General features: G+C 56.7%; 13 protein-coding genes. 3 read left to right on the top strand and 10 right to left on the bottom strand.

Annotated features, from left to right (window positions below; all coding sequences use genetic code 11):
- Nucleotides 1–7 precede the first annotated feature (7 nt).
- Together KTE_RS16825 and KTE_RS16820 are read left to right on the top strand one after the other, a co-directional pair.
- Complete coding sequence (locus KTE_RS16825; protein WP_201382785.1) at nucleotides 8–994, top strand: diacylglycerol kinase family protein; 987 nt, start codon at nucleotides 8–10, stop codon at nucleotides 992–994.
- Nucleotides 995–1,248: 254 nt separating this feature from the next.
- A complete protein-coding gene (locus KTE_RS16820; RefSeq protein ID WP_201382783.1) occupies nucleotides 1,249–3,093 on the top strand; it encodes a dynamin family protein in 1,845 nt (614 codons plus the stop codon).
- 85 nt (nucleotides 3,094–3,178) lie between these two features.
- Here KTE_RS16820 and KTE_RS16815 read toward each other — a convergent pair whose 3' ends face one another.
- The 10 genes from KTE_RS16815 to KTE_RS16770 form a co-directional block, all read right to left on the bottom strand.
- Nucleotides 3,179–4,711 carry an amino acid permease gene (locus KTE_RS16815; protein WP_236600452.1) on the bottom strand — a complete coding sequence of 511 codons (1,533 nt, stop codon included), beginning with the start codon at nucleotides 4,709–4,711 and terminating at the stop codon, nucleotides 3,179–3,181.
- Between the two features lie 342 nt (nucleotides 4,712–5,053).
- Nucleotides 5,054–5,827, bottom strand: coding sequence for an SDR family oxidoreductase (locus KTE_RS16810; protein WP_201382781.1), 774 nt, complete (start codon nucleotides 5,825–5,827; stop codon nucleotides 5,054–5,056).
- Between the two features lie 295 nt (nucleotides 5,828–6,122).
- On the bottom strand, nucleotides 6,123–7,214 hold the full coding sequence (locus KTE_RS16805; RefSeq protein WP_201369604.1) for a Gfo/Idh/MocA family protein: 1,092 nt from the start codon (nucleotides 7,212–7,214) through the stop codon (nucleotides 6,123–6,125).
- A 106-nt stretch (nucleotides 7,215–7,320) separates the two neighbouring features.
- Entirely contained in the window at nucleotides 7,321–8,688 is a 1,368-nt protein-coding gene (lpdA, locus tag KTE_RS16800) for a dihydrolipoyl dehydrogenase (protein WP_201382779.1), read from the bottom strand.
- A gap of 112 nt (nucleotides 8,689–8,800) precedes the next feature.
- Nucleotides 8,801–10,093, bottom strand: coding sequence for a dihydrolipoamide acetyltransferase family protein (locus KTE_RS16795; protein ID WP_201382777.1), 1,293 nt, complete (start codon nucleotides 10,091–10,093; stop codon nucleotides 8,801–8,803).
- A 278-nt stretch (nucleotides 10,094–10,371) separates the two neighbouring features.
- Entirely contained in the window at nucleotides 10,372–11,349 is a 978-nt protein-coding gene (locus KTE_RS16790) for an alpha-ketoacid dehydrogenase subunit beta (RefSeq protein ID WP_201382775.1), read from the bottom strand.
- Between the two features lie 6 nt (nucleotides 11,350–11,355).
- Nucleotides 11,356–12,444, bottom strand: coding sequence for a pyruvate dehydrogenase (acetyl-transferring) E1 component subunit alpha (gene pdhA / locus KTE_RS16785; RefSeq protein WP_201382773.1), 1,089 nt, complete (start codon nucleotides 12,442–12,444; stop codon nucleotides 11,356–11,358).
- 156 nt (nucleotides 12,445–12,600) lie between these two features.
- Nucleotides 12,601–13,227: a 3-isopropylmalate dehydratase small subunit gene (leuD, locus tag KTE_RS16780; protein ID WP_201382771.1), complete on the bottom strand. Its 627-nt coding sequence runs from the start codon at nucleotides 13,225–13,227 to the stop codon at nucleotides 12,601–12,603.
- Between the two features lie 17 nt (nucleotides 13,228–13,244).
- Nucleotides 13,245–14,654, bottom strand: coding sequence for a 3-isopropylmalate dehydratase large subunit (gene leuC, locus KTE_RS16775; protein WP_236600446.1), 1,410 nt, complete (start codon nucleotides 14,652–14,654; stop codon nucleotides 13,245–13,247).
- Nucleotides 14,655–14,920: 266 nt separating this feature from the next.
- Nucleotides 14,921–16,096, bottom strand: coding sequence for a 2-isopropylmalate synthase (locus KTE_RS16770; protein WP_201369610.1), 1,176 nt, complete (start codon nucleotides 16,094–16,096; stop codon nucleotides 14,921–14,923).
- A gap of 498 nt (nucleotides 16,097–16,594) precedes the next feature.
- On the opposite strand from KTE_RS16770, the gene KTE_RS16765 reads away from it, so the two are divergent.
- The gene (locus KTE_RS16765) at nucleotides 16,595–17,617 is read left to right on the top strand and encodes a Yip1 family protein (RefSeq protein WP_201382769.1); all 1,023 of its coding nucleotides are present in this window, start codon (nucleotides 16,595–16,597) and stop codon (nucleotides 17,615–17,617) included.
- Nucleotides 17,618–17,648: the final 31 nt, after the last annotated feature.

The following is a 17,648-nucleotide window of genomic DNA, read 5'->3' as shown; positions in this document are numbered from 1 at the left end:
GACATATATGCAACAACCACTACAATCAGCCTCCTCTAAGAAGAAATTTCAGCCCACAAGCGCGGTCTTGATCGCTAATCCCACCTCGGGCAGCTATGTCAACAATAAAAAACAGGTAGATGAGACGGTACAGTTTCTCCAGACACAGGGCTGGGACGCTCATCTGCGACTCACTCAGCAGCAGGGAGATGCGGGGCGCTTTGCCCATGAGGCGGTTAAGCAGAACATCGATGTAGTGGTCGCGATTGGCGGCGATGGCACGATCAATGAGGTCATTCAAGAGCTGGCGGGTAGCGAGACCGCGCTCGGCGTCTTACCAAACGGAACGGTCAACGTCTGGGCGCGCGAGGTGGGTATTCCACTGGAGAACGGCGCGGCGCGCGAGATCCTGCTCCAGGGGCAGCGGCGGCGCATCGACCTGGGAAAAGTCAATGAGCGTTACTTCCTATTGATGGCAGGCATTGGCCTGGATGCCGAGGTCACCCACGAGGTAGAACAGAGGCCAGCCAAGAAACTTGGTGTACTGGGCTACCTCCTGGTTGGCCTCTGGAAGACCCTGACCTTCAAAGGCTTTCGCGTCTCTCTTCACATTGATGGGAAAGAATTAATTAAGACACATGCTACACAGATCGTGATTGGCAACACCCAGCTCTACGGCGGGGCCATCAAGTACACCTGGCAGGCCAAGTGTAACGATGGGCTATTAGATGTCTGCATAGCGCGCAGTCAGAGCCTCATTAATACAGTTTTAATGGGCATAGACGTCCTTTTGCATCGACGCCAGAGGCGGCAATGGGTACGCTATGAGACATGCCAAGAGGTAGAGATTCGCACCAGGCATGCCATTGCCATCCAGGTCGATGGTGATCCCTTGGGCTTCACCAGCGAACGCGGCGCGCAGCCTACAATCTTTAAAATTGCGCCCCAGGCCCTAAACGTGATTGTACCTGAAGAAGTGCCCGCCTGCCTCTTTATTGATGAAGTCACTGAGTAAATTTGTAGGGTCCAATAGCTGGTAATGGCAAGCGGCGCGCCGCCCATGCAGGTGGACGAAGGTAGTGCTTCTAAAGGGCGCACCTACCTTCGTCCACCTGCCGGGCGGCTGCGTTTAGAGAGGAAGGGAAGAGTCCATGCAAGCATGGTCCCTACAGGTTTTATAGTCTCTCCGATTGTTTTATAGTCTTCCCTATAATGTACTCAGGAGCTATAGGCTAACCAACTCCTTGTAGGCGAGAGGATGGATGATAGATGGCAAAGGCAGCATTACACGAGCGGCAACAGGAATTATTACAGGCGGAGCGTCGCCTGGCGAGCGAGCTGCAAGAGTGCCTGAGCGGCTTCGCTGGAGCCGATGTGCAGACAGAAACGCTGCGCCAGGTCACGGCAACGCTGGAGAATCTGTTCCTGCTAGTCATTGTGGGCGAGTTCAACGCCGGAAAATCGGCGCTCATCAATGCACTCTTGCGCAGGGAGGTCATGGAAGAGGGCGTGCTTCCAACGACACACCAGATCGCAATCCTGCGCTATGATGAGCAGCACACAGTTCATGAACGTGAGAATCGCATCCTGGAGGTCAGCTATCCAGCCGACTTTCTCCAGAATATCAGCATCGTCGATACCCCTGGAGTCAATGCCGTGCTGCGCGAGCACGAACAGCTTACCGAAGACTTCATCCCGCGTAGCGACCTGATCATGTTTATTACCTCCGTCGACCGGCCCTTTACGCAGAGCGAAAAACTCTTCCTTGAGCGCATTCGCGCCTGGGGGAAGAAGGTCATCATTGTCTTAAATAAAATCGACCTCCTGCGCCACAAGGCAGACCTGGCCAAGCTGCTGCACTTCATTCATGACAACTGCAAGCATCTGCTGGGTTTTCAGCCAGAGGTCTTTCCTGTCTCGGCCCTCAAGGCCCGCCAGGCGCAGGAGGCAGCGGGAGAGCAGGCGATTGCTCTATGGGAAGAGAGCCGCTTCGGCAAGCTAGAAGAGTATATGTTCCAGACTCTGGACGCCGATGAGCGCATTCGCCTCAAGTTCCTCAGCCCTTTAGGCGTCATGCAGCGCATCCTGGGGCAGACCCAAAGCGCGGTAGAGAAGCGCAGCAAGCTCCTCGCGGAGGATGCGCGCACCGTCCACACCATTGAGGAACAACTCGAACTCTACCGAGAAGATATGGAGAGCAACTTCACACACCGCCTGGGCGAAATCGAGAACATTGTCCTGGATATGCATGTGCGCGGGAATAACTTCTTCGATGACACCATCCGCCTGGGACGCATCTTTGATCTGATCAAGAGTGACCGCATTCGCCAGGAGTTTGAGCATGAAGTCATCGGCGATAGCGCCACGCGCATCGATGCCGCGGTCCAGGAGTTGATCGACTGGATGGTCGAACAGGAACATAAACTCTGGCAGAACGTCATGGATTACCTTGAGCGCAGGCGACAAATGAGCGTGCGCAGCGACGAAGACATGATAGGTTCGGTCAGCCGCCAATTTGATTATAACCGCCGCGCCTTGCTGCAAGCCGTGGCACGCCAGGCGCATGGTGTCGTCCAGACCTATAACCGGCAAGCGGAGGCGGAAGAGCTCTCGCAAGATCTACGGTATGCCGTAACCCAGGCAGCCATAGCGGGCGCGGGCGGCATCGGCCTGGGCGCGGCCATTGTGGCCTTTGTCGGCACAGCGGCGGCGGATGTCAGCGGCATCCTGGCGGGCGCGGTCCTGCTCAGCCTGGGACTCTACATCATCCCGGCGCGGCGCAAGAAGGCCAAGCGTGACTTTGATCTCAAGATCGAGGCCCTGCGCAAGCGGCTGCATGGCGTGATGCAGGAACAGTTTCAACGCGAACTGCGCGGCTCCATGCAGCGCGTTCGTGAATCCATCGCTCCCTACACGCGCTTTGTGCGCACCGAACAGAAGCGCGTCGAGATGTCACAGGCCCGCCTCAATGAGATAGGCCAGGGCATTGCTGACCTGCGCACAGATATAGAGGGACCCAACGCAGCTAAGGAGATGCCAGAACAGGTAGAACAAGAAGAGGATATGGCCTATCACCACGCGGTAGTCAAGCCACAACATTACCAGGGTTTGTAAATAGTAGGTGGGAAATGATGTTGTGGCCGCGACTGGCGTATGCCAGTCGCGGCCACAACATCATTTCCCACCTACCTTGAGTTCTCTAATCGTTTCCTACAATCTCTTTCTCACTGAGAACCTCCTCGCGGACTACTCTAGCCAGGCGGCTATGGCGTACACCATAGAGGAAGTAGACAGCGATGCCCAACACCAGCCAGATCACAAAGCGGATCCAGGTAATCAATGGCAGATAGAGCATCAGACCGAGACAGACCAGCATAGCGAGGATAGGGACCACGGGCACTCCAGGCGTACGGAAGGAGCGCTGCATATTGGGCTGCGTTCTGCGCAGGATCAAGACACCAGCAGAGACCAGGATAAAGGCCAGAAGGGTACCAATATTGACCAGTTCTGCCAGATCACTGATGGGTGTAAAGGCCGCGATGAGAGCTACAATCACGCCAGTCACGATACTGATGCGATAGGGTGTACCAAAACTTGGATGCACCCGCGCGAACCAGGGCGGGAGCAAGTGATCACGACTCATGGCAAAGAAGACGCGGCTCTGTCCCATCATAAGTATAAGAATAACTGCCGTTAAGCCGCATATAGCGCCAACCGAGACCAGGCCCGCTGCCCAGGGCTTACCAATGACCTCGAAGGCGGTCGCCATGGGGGCCGCGGTATTCAACTGCTTGAGCGTTTTGTAAGAGACGACGCCCGTCAGGATTAGCGAGACCACAATATAGAGCACGGTACAGACGACCAGCGAACCGAGGATACCGATGGGCATATCACGCTGGGGCTTCTTCGTCTCTTCAGCCGTTGTCGCCACGATGTCGAAGCCAATGTAGGCGAAGAAGACGATAGCCGCGCCTGTCACCAGGCCACCCAGGCCATACGCCTGGGGCGGAAAACCCAGAATCAGTTGGAGAAAGGGCGATGCCAGCCCCCCTTTTCCAGCAATGCTTTGCGCAGGTGGGACGAATGGGGTCCAATTGGAGGGATGCACAAAGAAGATACCGAAGATGATAAAGAAGGTGACCACACATAGTTTGATAATAGTCACGACCAGGTTAAAGCGCGAACTGGTGCGCACGCCAATCACCAGCACACAGGTCAGGATCAGGGCAATCGCAGCCGCGGGGAGATTGAGATGCAGGCCCGGCAGCGCGGGAATAAGCGCGGCCTTCCCTGTCAAGGTAGCGGGAACCATGATCCCCAGGCTCCTGAGAATAGTTGTAAAGTATTCAGACCAGCCGACAGAGACGGTAGAGGCCCCAACCAGAAACTCTAGAATCAGGTCCCAACCAATAATCCAGGCAATAAACTCGCCCAGAGCAGCATATGAGTAGGTATAGGCGCTCCCCGCAACCGGAACAGAGCTGGCGAACTCTGCGTAACAGAGAGCGGCCAGGCCACAGGCCACGCCCGCGATCATAAAGGATATGGCGATACCCGGGCCAGCATAATTCGCGGCGGCGGTGCCAGTCAGGACAAAGATGCCTGTGCCAATGATGACGCCAATACCGAAGACAATAAGGTCAATCGGGCCAAGCGTCTTACGCAGACTATGTTCTGGCTCTTCGGTGTCGCGTATAGACTGCTCCACAGACTTGGTACGAAAGATATTCATGCGCGAAAACAACCTCCCATCCAATTTTGCATGCAAGTAGATACGTGTCCCCTCCAATTCCATCATACTCATACGACATAGTACTAATGCTCTGTTCAATTTCGTTTGAAAGGGATTCATACCGCCTGCGGCGGGAGGGGAAAAGGACGCAGAGGGGCTGACGCCCCTCTGCACTCCCCGCTTTTCCTTTGATAGGGATAGGGGAAAGGACGCAGAGGGGCGTCAGCCCCTCTGCACTCCCCGCTTTTCCTTTGATAGGGGAAACAAGAATGTCGGTTGCAAACGTGTGCGTTTGCAACCGACATTCTTGTTTCCCTTATCTAAGCGCCACAGGGCGAGGAGTTAGACCCACTGGTGCAGCAGGTCCTCCAGCGAGCCTCCAATCACGACGGTATGACCGGTGGGAAGCGAGGCATCCACTGCACTGGCGGCGATGATCTCCCCCATCTCTTCAGCGGTCGGAAGCGCGCCAATCGAGTTACGGCGGCCATCGGCCAGGCCAGGCGCGGCGCGCTCAAGAAGCTTGGGCGTGATCGTGCCTTCAATCAGGTCGCCCGTGACGACCACCAGGCGTATTCCACGAGCAGTCAGTTCCGCCAGGCGCGCGCGTAGCTCCTGCTCACCAGCATATTTGGAGGCGGCGACGGACTCATAGTTGGGAATCTGTTTCACGCGACCATACAGGTGCGCCCAGTGGCTGGTGACAAAGACGACAGCGCCCCCACGTGCCATATAGGGGAGCGCGCCTTCGAGCAGGGCCACCTGGGCGTCGCGGTTGATGACCATTGGATAATCTGGATTTGTGGTCAGGAGATCACGCTCCATGCCGCCAGAAGCATTGAGGACTAGCAGGTCAAGCGAGCCAAAGCGTTCTCCCAATGTGCTAAAGAGCCGGGCCAGGTCCTCGGCACGTGTGATATCACAGCTAAGCGCCTCGGCTCGCACTCCAAGCCCACGAGCGCTTGCCGCGACCTCTTCGGCACGCGCGGACTTATTGCGATAATTGAAGAGCACATTATAGCCGCGCGCGGCCAGAGCCAGGGTAGCAGCGGCTCCAATACCACGTGAGCCACCAGTGATCAAGGCGGTGCGAGAGATAGATGGTTCGCTTTGCATGCAGTGGTTTTCCTTTATTTTCTTTTTGTATGGCTCGCCGCCCATACATGGGGACGGAGGTAGTGCTTCTAAAGGGCGCACCTACCTCCGTCCCCATGCTGGACGGCTGCTCTTCCCTGGAGCGCCCTGCGCCCGGCAGGTGCGAAAGGTAGGTGCGCCCTTTAGAAGCACCGCCTTTCGCGGCTGCATGGGTAAGAGGATCAAGCAGGTGTATCCCTTAACTTAACGCCAATGGGGTAAGCGCCCCGGCAGGAGGGTCTCCCTCCTGTACCTCCCTTTTTAGCGAATACACCAATCAGGCGTCGAGGGCGACTTCGCGGCCTTGCTGGGCGGAGGTATAGCAGGCATCAATGACGCGTGCGCGGCGCAGGCCTTCGCTGCCATTGTGCAGTGACCAGTTTCCGCTATTGATATTCTCGATAAACTGGCGCGCCACGGCCTGGTGATACTCGCCACGCGAGACCCTGGGATTGATAGTGGCGGGAGCGCCAGCCACATCGGTGTAGATGCGTAGAGTATCTTCAGTTGAGTAGTTCTGGACCTTGATCTCAGCGCCGCCCTCGGTACCATAAAGAATAATACCATAGTCATCGCCAAAGCTGCTATGCGTAGCCCAGCTGGCCTCTAGAGTGAGCGTAGCCCCAGTTGAGAGGCGCATAAATGCCGTCGCCAGGTCCTCAACATTATAGTTATTCGATTTTTCGTGCTTGCCTGCATTCAGATTAAAACCCACACCCTTTGATCCAAGTTCGCTATAAGTGGTCGCGGAAAGCGTCTTGATCTCAGGCTCGTCGAGCAGATAGAGCGCCATGTCCAGCATATGCACGCCCAGGTCGATGAGAGGGCCGCCACCAGACTTCTCCTTATTGACAAACCAGGAACCAACCCCTGGAATACCCCGGCGGCGCATCCAGTAGGCCTTAGCATAATAAATCTTGCCCAGTTTCCCTTCATCGATATAGCGCTTGAGGACATGCACATCGCCGCGCTCACGATGATTAAAGACAACCTGTAAGACGCGGTTGGCCTTTGTGGCCGCCTCAACCATGGCCTCGGCATCCTTGAGTGTGTGCGCCAGGGGTTTCTCACAGAGAACATGTAGCCCCCGTTCCAGGGCCGCAAGCGCGATTGGCGCATGCAGAAAATTCGGCACACCGATACTGACCGCGTCGAGATCATCGCGTTCAAGCAATTCTTCATAGAAGCGATAGAGATGAGGAACCTGGTAGTTCTTGCCGAGTAGCTCAAGGCGGTCCTCCTCCAGACCTGCCAGGGCCACGACCTCTACCTGGGGCAGATTGCTATAAGCCCGCAGAATTGTCTCACCACCAAAACCTAAACCAATAACGCCTACTCGTACCTTATTTACTGGTTGCAGATCGACCATTAGAAATAGCCACCTCTCCTGATTGGTGTATACAAATGAAAAATAGAAAAACTTCTATTAAGCGATTATTATATGAGCCAGGAGGGTGCGAGAGCAAATTGTAGGGTCAGGCGTTTTTGTTTAGCATATGAATGGCGTGTCCCAGCGCCCCCTCTGCGCTTTCCAGCAATGTCTCGCTCAGGCCGGGATGCGCATAGAGAATTTCGCTGAGATCGGTGAGGGTTGCTCCCATCTCCAGTGCAAGGGCTACCTGGCCAATGAGATCGCCAGCCCTCGTCCCCACCAGCGTTGCGCCAAGCAATACCTCGTCATCGGCGCTGGCGATCACAAAGACGGCTCCATTGTCGGCGTTAAGCGTCAAGGCACGTCCATTCGCCGCGAGAGGAAAGCGGGCGCTCTTGACCTTGTAACCCGCCTGCGTCGCCTCTTCAAGCGTATAGCCAACGGAGGCAAATTCAGGCTGGGTATGGACCACGCGCGGAATGGCCAGGGGCGCGAACTGCACTCGCTGGCCAGAGAGCACCTCGGCGGCGACCTTCCCCTGCTTCATAGCCACACTGGCAAGCGGACTGGCGCCCGTACAATCGCCCACGGCATAGATGCGCTCGGTGCTGGTCTTGAGCATAGAATCTACAGCGATGCCTCCGTGTTCATTGAGACGCACTCCCGCCGCCTCCAGGTGGAGATCCTGCACACGGGGAGCAACGCCAGCTGCGAGTACCAGCGGGCGCTCAGTAATGGTTGTTGGGTCAACGCGACTCTTAACCTGAATGCTTTGCTTGCGCAGTCCCGCCTGGAGCAGGCGCAACAGCGCAGGCTCGGCGGAGGCAAGCAACTGCTCTCCTGGAGTATAGAGCGTCACATGTGTTCCCAGGCGTGCAAAGACTGTTGCCAGTTCGAGCGCGATATAGTCATCGCCTGAGATAGCCAGGCGCTCAGGCAGTTGGGGAAGAGCTAGCGCCTGCTCAGGCGACAAAATTTCGCGCCCATCATACTCCAGCCCTGCGACTGTCGCTGGCACAGCCCCGGTCGCGATGATGCAGTGGTCAAATTTGAAGCGGTGTGAGCCATGGACGCCCTCCACGCGCACCTCGCGCTCATTGATAAACCAGCCAGTACCGGTCACCATTTCCACGCGGTTGCCCGTGAGGAGCTGGCGCACGCCGTTAGAGAGCCGCGCCACTACACCCTCCTTCCAGCCCTGCATCGTAGACCAGTCAAAGGTCGTTGTCTCAACGTGTATGCCAAAGGGAGCCAGCTCGCTTGCCTGAGACTGGCTATAGCGCTCGCTGGCCGAGAGCAGAGCTTTAAGGGGAATACAACCGCGATTGAGGCAGGTGCCTCCGGCGGCGCCTGGATCTATCAGCGTCACATGATGACCACATTGGGCGGCGCGAATAGCGGCCACGTAGCCGCCGGGACCCGCGCCCAGCACCAGGACATCAACAGCGGTGGTTACATCACCTACAACCATACAGAGACCTCTTTCTAAGTTAGAGAAGCACGCACCAAATATGTAAATGACGCGCTGCTAACCCCCATTCGGGGACAAGCGCACGCGCCTACATATGAGGGGCAGGGGTGCCCTATGCCATGTCCAGCATGATTTGTTGTGGCTGCTCAATCAGGGCCTTTAAGCGGCCCAGGAAGCGGCCAGCCTGCGCGCCATCGATCAAGCGGTGATCAAAAGAGAGCGCCAGCGGCATGGTTGGACGCGCCTGAACCTGTCCATCCACCAGCACCAGCTTCTCCTGAATACGCCCCACGGCGAGAATGGCGGCCTCAGGATAGTTGATAATAGGTGTGCCGCTACTACCGCCAAACCCACCGACATTATTCAAGGTAAAGGTGCTGCCAGAGAGTTCTGGTAGAGACAGTTTGCGCTGCTTCGCTCCCTCGACCAGGTGCTCCAGGCGCTGCGCGATCTCTAGTAACGTCAGGTGGTCGGCATCGCGCAAGACAGGGACCAGCAAGCCCTCGGGCGAGTCGGTCGCGATGCCTATATGATAAACACGCTTGTAGACGATCTCGCGACTCTTCTCATCCAGGCTGGCATTAAAGATAGGAAACTCTTTCAGCACAGGGATCAGGAGCTTGATGAGGAGGGGCATATAGGTAAAACGCGCACCGCGCTGCTCCGCCGCAGGCTTGAGCGTCGAGCGCAGGGTCACCAGCGCGCTACAATCGACCTCGTCAAAGGCGGTCGCATGCGGAATTGTGCGCCAGGAGAGCTCCATACGCTCGGCGATGCGTTTGCGCAGGCCCGTCAGTGGCTGGCGCTCCTCCGCCGCTTCGCTGCCAGACACGATATGGACAGTCCCATTGCGGGAACTATTCGTGGCGGGGCGCGGGGCGGCCTCGGACCTGGTCTCCGGCTGTTGTCGTGGCTGCTTAAGGAAGGTCTCTAGATCCTGCATCGTCACGCGGCCATGCAAGGCCGAAGCCGGGACTTGTGCCAGGTCGATGTTCAGCTCAAAGGCGCGTTTGCGCACCGCGGGCGCGGCGAGAACGCGCAGCCTGCCAGCTTGAGGCGAGATATCGTGCGGCGCCTCTCGCTCTCGAACAGCGGTGGATGTTCCGCGCACGGGCTGCGTGGCCTGAGCGGTCTTGCTCTGAGAGGCGGTAGCGACAGAGGATGCAGGTGACGAAGGTTCAAAGGAGACCAGGCGCGCCCCTACCTTCGCGACCTCGCCCGCGGGCACGTAGATCTCCGCGACCTTGCCCGCCACGGGAGCGGGAATCTCCATCACGGCCTTGTCGCTCTCCACCTGCACCATTGGCTGGTCTAACTTGACTGTCTCACCAGGCTGTACCAGCCAGCGCACAACCTCGGCCTCCTCCATCCCCTCCCCCAGGTCGGGTAAAAGAAATTCTTCCATCGGTTCTCTCCGATTATTTTCTCTTCTCCCTGCTCGACGCCGCAGGCGTCGAGCAGGGAGGAATAAAAAGTGTTTTTTCGGGGACACCCCGAACCCCGGCAGGAGGGAGACCCTCCTGCACCTCCCTTTTTTGGGAGAAGGGGGGTTGTGGGAACTCTCCTGCGCTTCCCTTTTATTAGATTAAGGGGAGGATTTTGTGGGAATCCTCCTGCACCTCCCTTTTATCAGATTAAGGGGAGGAATTTGTGGGAATCCTCCTGCGCCTCCACATTCAGGCTTTATGGTTCGAGCACCCGTTTGAGAGCGTCAAAGACGCGGGCGGGAGTGGGGAGATAGTAATCCTCCTGGCCGGGCACAGGGAAGGGTGTATCATAGCCAGTCACGCGCTCGACAGGCTTGAGCAGGGAGTAGAGACATGAATCATTAATGATAGAGACAACCTCGGCACCGACTCCGCCAGCGCGCGGCGCCTCGTGTACCACTACGGCGCGCCCCGTTTTCTCGACAGACGAGACGATGGTCTCTTCATCAAGCGGCCAGATGGTACGGAGATCGATAATCTCGACGCTAGCACCCAGTTCTGCTTGTGCACGCCTGGCGGCCTCCTGCGCCACGGGAACCATCGCGCCATAGGCGATCAGGCTAACATCCTGGCCCTCCTGCACCACACCAGCCTTGCCCAGTGGGATGGTATAGTGTTCCTCAGGCGTCTCCTGGCGGAATGAGCGGTAGAGCTTGATGTTCTCCAGAAAGAGCACTGGATCGGGATCGGCCACGGCAGAGGCCAACAGGCCTTTCGCATCATAGGGATTGGAGGGGAGCACGACCTTGATGCCCGGCGTCTGCATAAAAATCCCCTCCAGGCTGTCGGAATGCAGTTCTGGAGTGCGCACACCTCCACCATAGGGGGCGCGAACCACCAGGGGGCAGGTGTAGACGCCAGCCGAGCGAAAACGCATACGCGCAGCCTGGGTGACAAGCTGGCTCATACAGAGATAGAGGAAACCGGCAAACTGGATTTCGGCAATCGGGCGCATCCCATACACCGCCATACCAACCGAGCTACCGATAATAGCCGACTCCGCGAGCGGTGTATCAAAGACGCGCTGCTCACCAAAGCGCCGCTGTAGGCCCTCCGTAACCCGGAAGACGCCCCCATTGGCACCAATATCCTGTCCCAACAACACAATCTGCCTATCCCGCTCTAGCTCCAGGGCCAGGGCACTATTCAAGGCCTCAATCATCGTCATCTGCATCGTGGCTTACTCCCTTCCATCCTGGTGCTGGCGCATATAGTGGAGAAGATCCTCGCGCTGGGCCTGCAAGCGTGGTGAAAGCCCCTCACCCATCCAGTCAAAAAAGGCCTCCGGCGCATTGGGCGGCATCGCCAGCGCCTCACTCGCCGCCTGGTTGATCTCATTCTCAAGCTCACGCTGCATCTCCTGGTCCTGGGCCTCGGTCAGTATCTCTTGTGAGAAGAGCAGGCGACGCAGGCGTGTGATGGGATCTTTCCCCTGCCAGGAGGCAACTTCTTGGGCGTCACGATAGCGCGTGGGATCATCGGCGGTCGTATGCGCACCGATGCGATAGGTCAGTGTCTCAATCAGTGTAGGGCCAGCTCCTGAGCGCGCTCGCTCAACGGCCTGCCGCATCACGTCGTAGACAGCAAGGATATCATTGCCATCCACCAGATGAGAAGGAATGCCGAAGCCGAGACCACGCGCGGCAAAGGAGGGCGCGGCAGACTGGCGATGGCGCGGCACGCTGATCGCCCAGCCATTGTTCTGCACTACCAGTACCACGGGTGCCTGAAAGACGCCCGCGAAGTTCAGCGCCTCGTTAAAATCGCCTTCAGAGGTCGCGCCGTCACCGCAGACGCCTACCGCGACTGCCGGGTCTCCTGACAGCTTCGCGCCCATGGCCAGCCCTACAGCATGCAGCATCTGCGTGCCAATGACGATCTGGATGGGGAGGCAGTGGGTCTCCCTGGGATAGCTCGGCGTAAAGCCACGGAAAGAGTAAATCAGGGTGGTGAGCGGCACACCTTTGACGATGTGCGAGGCAATCTCGCGGTAGGAGGTCGCGAGCCAATCCTGGGGCTGGAGCGGCACAGCCAGGCCCACAGCCGTTGCCTCCTGACCCAGTAGCGAACCGAATGTGGTAGCGCGCCCCTGGCGCTGGAGCGCGATTATCTTATTCGAGAAGATACGTGCCTGGCTCATCGCACGGTAAAAGCCCAGGAGGGTCTCCGAGGGCGAGGGTCCCAGGTCAGGCATAGGTCCAACAAGCTGGCCCTCCTCATTGAGGAGTTGATAGGGGACCAGGGAAGTATCTATCTGTTGCGTCGTCACGAGCGACTCCTTCTAGTGAAATAAGGGTGTGTAGGGTCTATGCTGGCATGGACTCCAAGCGCAGCGATCTTGCCTGCGCCAGGGTATCGACCATTGGGCAGGAGAGTCCATGCCAGCATGGACCCTACACAGTTGAGGTGCACGTCGTGTTAGTAATCAAGAGGCGGGCGCGGCGAAGAGCCAGGGGGCCTCCTCGCGCCTACGCTGTTCATAGTCCGAGATATCTGTGGTATGCGAAAGCGTCCAGCCAATATTGTCGAGGCCATTGAGCAGAGCATGCTTCTTAAAGGTATCGATCTCAAAGCGCAGGATGCCGCCATCAGGCTTCGTCACGGTCTGCGCCGCAAGGTCAACCTGCAAGGTATAGCCTTCCTGGGCCTCGACCTCGTTAAAAAGCTGGCGCACCGTGGCCTCATCTAGCGTGATGGGTAACATGCCATTGTTGAAGCAGTTGTTATAGAAAATATCGGCGAAGCTAGGCGCGATCAGGCAACGAAAACCATACTCCAGAATGGCCCAGGGAGCGTGCTCACGCGAAGAGCCACAGCCGAAATTATCGTCACTCAGCAGGATACTGGCCCCTTGATAGCGAGGCTGATTGAGCACAAATTCAGGGTTGGGTGTCTTATCATCGCCCTGGTAGCGCCAGTTGGCGAAGAGCGCGGACGCGAAGCCACTACGGCGAATGGTCTTGAGAAAGCGCGCTGGCGTAATCTCATCGGTATTGACATTGGTGCGGTCCAGGGGGGCAACCAGGCCCGTCAATGTGGTAAATGGTTCCATAGAATGTATCTCTCCTCTTAGTCCAGGGTTCGAATGTCGACGAAGTGGCCAGCGCAAGCAGCAGCCGCCGCCATGGCAGGACTGACCAGGTGCGTGCGTCCGCCGCGTCCCTGGCGACCCTCAAAGTTACGATTGGAGGTGCTGGCACAGCGCTCACCAGCGGAGAGGCGGTCGCCGTTCATGGCGATACACATGCTACACCCAGCCTCACGCCACTCAAAACCAGCCTCGCGGAAGATATCGGCAAGCCCCTCCTCTTCGGCCTGGCGGCGCACCTGCATAGATCCTGGCACGACCATCGCGCGCACCGTGGGAGCAACGTGCCTCCCCTTGATATACTGCGCAGCCAGGCGCAAGTCCTCCAGACGCGAGTTGGTACAGGAACCGATGAACACGGTATTGAGCTGGATATCCTCGATCCGCTGACCGGGCTGAAGATCCATATACGCCAGTGCACGCTCCATCGCCTGGCGCTTCACGGGATCTTGCTCCTGGGCTGGATCGGGCACCACGCCGCTCACATCGGCGACCATGCCTGGATTTGTGCCCCAGGTGACCTGGGGGGCCAGGCCCTCCACATGCACCTCGTACACGGCATCAAACGTCGCGCTGGGATCCGAGGGCAACAGCTTCCAGGTCGCAACCGCCTGCTCAAAGAGCTCACCCTGGGGAGCATAGGGACGTCCCTTGATGTAGGCAAAGGTGGTCTCGTCGGGAGCGACCATGCCCGCGCGCGCACCGGCCTCAATCGCCAGGTTACATAGCGTCATGCGTCCCTCCATCGAGAGAGCGCGCACGGTTGAACCACTAAACTCGATTACATGCCCGGTACCCACGCCGGTCCCCAGTTGGCCAATGACATAGAGCGCCACATCCTTCGCCGTCACGCCTGGCGAGAGCTGGCCCTCAATGCGAATATTCATGGTCTTCGGCCTGTTCTGCAAGAGACACTGCGTCGCCAGCACATGCTCGACCTCACTGGTGCCAATTCCAATGGCGAAGACGCCGAGCGCGCCGTGCGTCGAGGTATGCGAATCACCACAGACCAGGGTCATTCCAGGTAGCGTCAAGCCCAATTCGGGGCCAATGATATGTACGATTCCCTGGTGCGCGTCCTGCATATCAAAGAGTGTCAGGCCAAAGTCGCGCGCGTTCTGCTCCAGGGTCGTGATACAGAGAGCGCTCTCGTTATCGACGACATCGAGCATGCGGCGTCCAGTCACCGTGGGGACATTATGATCAAGCACGGCCACTGTGGCATCCGGGCGACGCACAGTACGGCCAGTTGTACGCAGACCAGCAAAGGCCTGGGGCGAGGTCGCTTCGTGGACGAGGTGGCGATCAATATAGAGCAGCGTCGACTCGCCCGACACGGCGCGAACCACGTGGGCATCCCAGATCTTATCGAACATTGTCTTTGGCATCATCACATCTCTCCATTGGTGATCGTATAAGATCTTATTCCGAAACCCATCCCCATTCGGGGACAAGCCTTCACTGGCGTGTCTAGCGCTTCGCGCTCAGGGTTTTCGGATAAGTAGTAAGTAGTTTAGAGCAAGAGGTGGCGAAGTAAATTGTAGGGTCCAAGCTGGCCTGGACTCCTCGCGCTGAGAGTGCTGAGAGTGCTAAGCTCGCCGGGACAAGGCCATGCAAGCATGGCCCCTACAATTACCATATATACAGCGACAGGCGCTCAGGCGATATTGGTTCGTCCTTGAGCTGTTTCGGCAATATAACGCATATCCAGTTCTTCGAGCGTCTTCTTTTTACCCAGCAAGAGCTTCGCCATCTGGAAGGCCTGATCCAGCTGCTCTCTCTCCAGGTCATAGCCAAGATCATGCATCTGTGCAGCAAGCGCGGCTCTGCCTGAGAGCTTGCCAACGAAGATGCGGCGATCAGCGGCGGAGAGGCCAATAGACTCGGGCGTCATAATCTCATAGGTGCGCGCATCTTTTAGCACACCGTCCTGGTGAATGCCACCGCCATGCGCGAAGGCGTTCTTGCCCACAATACTCTTCGTCCATTGAGGCTCCATGCCAGAATAGTGCGCGATCAGGCGGCTAGTCGAGGTAATCTTCGTCGTATCCACATGCACATCCAGGCCCAGTGCGGCGGAACGCGTGCGCACCGCCATGATCACCTCTTCGGTCGCGGCATTACCAGCTCGCTCACCCAGGCCATTGAAGCTTGTATCAACGCGCTCAGCACCGTTACGCAGGCCCTCCAGCGCGTTGGCAACGGCCAGCCCTAAGTCATCATGACAATGAGCAGAGATGCGGCACTGGGGGAATTCGCGTTTGACATCGGCGACGAGCTTGCCAAACTCCCAGGGCAAAGCAATGCCCACCGTATCGCAAAGGGTCACAAAGCGCACACCCTCTTTGATGATAACCTCACAGACCTCAAGAATAAAGTCGTATTCGGTACGTGTTGTATCTTCGAGGGCGAAATCTACATTTTCGGTATACTGGCGGGCATGGGCCACGGCGACACGCGCCATCTCCAGGACCTCGGCCCGCGTCTTGCCCATTTTGATCTCGCGATGCAAGGGAGAGACGCCAATAAAGGGTTGGATCGCGGGGCGGGCGGCGATCTTGACCGCATTCCAGGCAGTATCGATATCGGATATCTGCGCGCGCGCAATGGCACAGACATCCGCGTTCTCGACCTTAGAGGCAATCATGCGGACCGCCTCAAATTCACCGGGGGAAGAGACAGGGAAACCACAATCGAGGGTATCAAAGCCCATGTCGGCCAGAGCTTGCGCAATTGCAAGCTTCTCTTCAGGAAAGTAATTGACGCCTGGTGTTTGTTCACCATCGCGAAGTGTTGTTTCGTAAAACTTGATAACGCGTGGTTCTATAGCCATACCAAGTCACTCCTTTGTGCTGAGAGACGAACCATCAAACCAGAGCGGTACGCATAACAAGCTTGTAGATAAATATGCGGTAGGACAGCAGGTGAGAGGCACCTCTAGACGCTGTCCATCATTCTCACAAAACCGGTCTCTTGACTCCTACTTTCATTGTGACATAGACGCTAAGCATGAGGCGGAATGCGGGGATTGCCAGCAGGTGCAATGCATTGATAGTTATCGACCTTGACACCAGAATGCAGAACACGTGGCAGCCGTGGCTAGAAACCCCATCGTTTCGCCACACCACAACAACACTGAGAAACGTATTGAAACTTTTCTCCCGCCATTATACGCAAGAAAATCATTAAACTGCAAGCAGAAGCCTCAGGCCGCAAAGTGTTACCTATTTCGCCCTTTGACATTACACCTCGATGTACGTATTATCAACTAGCATACAAGTATATCGATCTAAAGGCACGTAGCGCTTTTTAGCAAGGAGAATCAATTCATATGTCGCATGAGCCAGAAGAGGGGAAGACACCAGATCATCCCCAGGAATCCTCGCCCAGGGAGTCAGAATATAGAGAATTTGGCGGGCAGAATATAAATGGAGCACCAGAACAGCCAGCTTATACCCAGCCAAGCGCTTACACGCAGCCGATACCTCCGTATCCTCCTCAGGGTGGCTATCCTCAACCTATATTTCCTTATCAGCAAGGCTATCCTCAGCCGATACCTCCGTATCCTTATTTGGGCGCTTATCCTCAGCCCGTGTATCCTTATCCTCCTCAGAGAGCAGATGCTAGATACTATCCGGAACCACCACCCACGCCACTTACGCTCAAAGAGGGATTGCGCCAACTGCCTCGCCAATGGTGGAAGGTTGTGAGCAAGCCATCCATACGCTCCTTTGCTGAGGAAAAAGGGAAGGCCAGTTGGAGCGTGATATTGATTCTATTGCTTATCTATGCCATCGTTCAGAGCGCCACTCTCATTCTTGAACCCTATATTCCTGGCACTTCCACAAACATTAGTAACACGCTCAATCAGAATCTGAGCCAGAGCACCTATTCAAGCACAAATGTATTCAACTTTGCTGATTTTACGCGCGCCATACTCCTGATAGAAGGACTCTTTGGTATCATCCTTTTCCCCCTCTCGTATCTCTTCGGTGAGGGCATCTACTTCTTGATCGCCAAACTCTTCAAGGGGAGAGGCAGCTATCTACAGCAAGTGTATGCAGACATGCTCTACATTATCCCCACCACTGTAGGCCTCTCTATTCTTTCATTGGTGCCTTTCCTTGGCGGAATACTACAACTAATCCTGAGCATGTTCATAGGTGTCTACTTCTATGTTCTGCGCATCTTTGCGACCCAGGCTGTGCATAGGCTGAGCATTGGGCGCGCGCTGGCAGTCGTCTTCATCCCCCTGGGCCTGGCATTCCTCTTGAGCTTTCTCATGATCATCATCTTTTTCTTTGTAATCATCGGCTTCATAGCATTTTTCATGCATTTACATAGTGCGCCCTAACCAGATACGATAGCAACCAGTAACACCGAGA

Source organism: Ktedonobacter sp. SOSP1-85, from assembly GCF_016587415.1.
In the GTDB taxonomy this organism is placed as follows: Bacteria; Chloroflexota; Ktedonobacteria; order Ktedonobacterales; family Ktedonobacteraceae; genus Ktedonobacter.
Note: the sequence above shows the minus strand (reverse complement) of the source record. Positions and strands in the feature narration are given on the sequence as shown.